The 251-nt window shown below is 59.0% G+C and carries 1 protein-coding gene; it reads left to right on the top strand.

What is annotated here, in order from left to right; genetic code table 11:
- Nucleotides 1–251 (top strand): AAA family ATPase (locus AF337_RS40760; protein ID WP_152971167.1); only part of this gene is annotated, 251 nt, incomplete at both ends.

Raw genomic sequence — 251 nt, 5'->3', positions numbered from 1 at the left:
GATGCAAGGATGCGATCGCTGCCGCGCCAGCGATTCTACTCATTGACGAATTCGATTCTTTTGGTTCCCGGAAAAACCTTCGAGGAGACAGCGCGGCTTATGGCCTTCAAGTCATCAATGCACTTCTCGAACAACTTGACGGTGCTGCGGGGCGCGAAGGCGTCGTCGTGATCGCGGCCACCAATAGCCCGGACGATATCGACGAAGCGCTCCGCAGGCCGGGTCGCTTGGATCGCCACGTTGCGGTGGAG

The sequence above is a fragment of the Rhizobium ecuadorense genome (assembly GCF_001187535.1).
In the GTDB taxonomy this organism is placed as follows: Bacteria; Pseudomonadota; Alphaproteobacteria; order Rhizobiales; family Rhizobiaceae; genus Rhizobium; species Rhizobium ecuadorense.
This window is presented reverse-complemented; position numbering and strand designations above follow the sequence as displayed.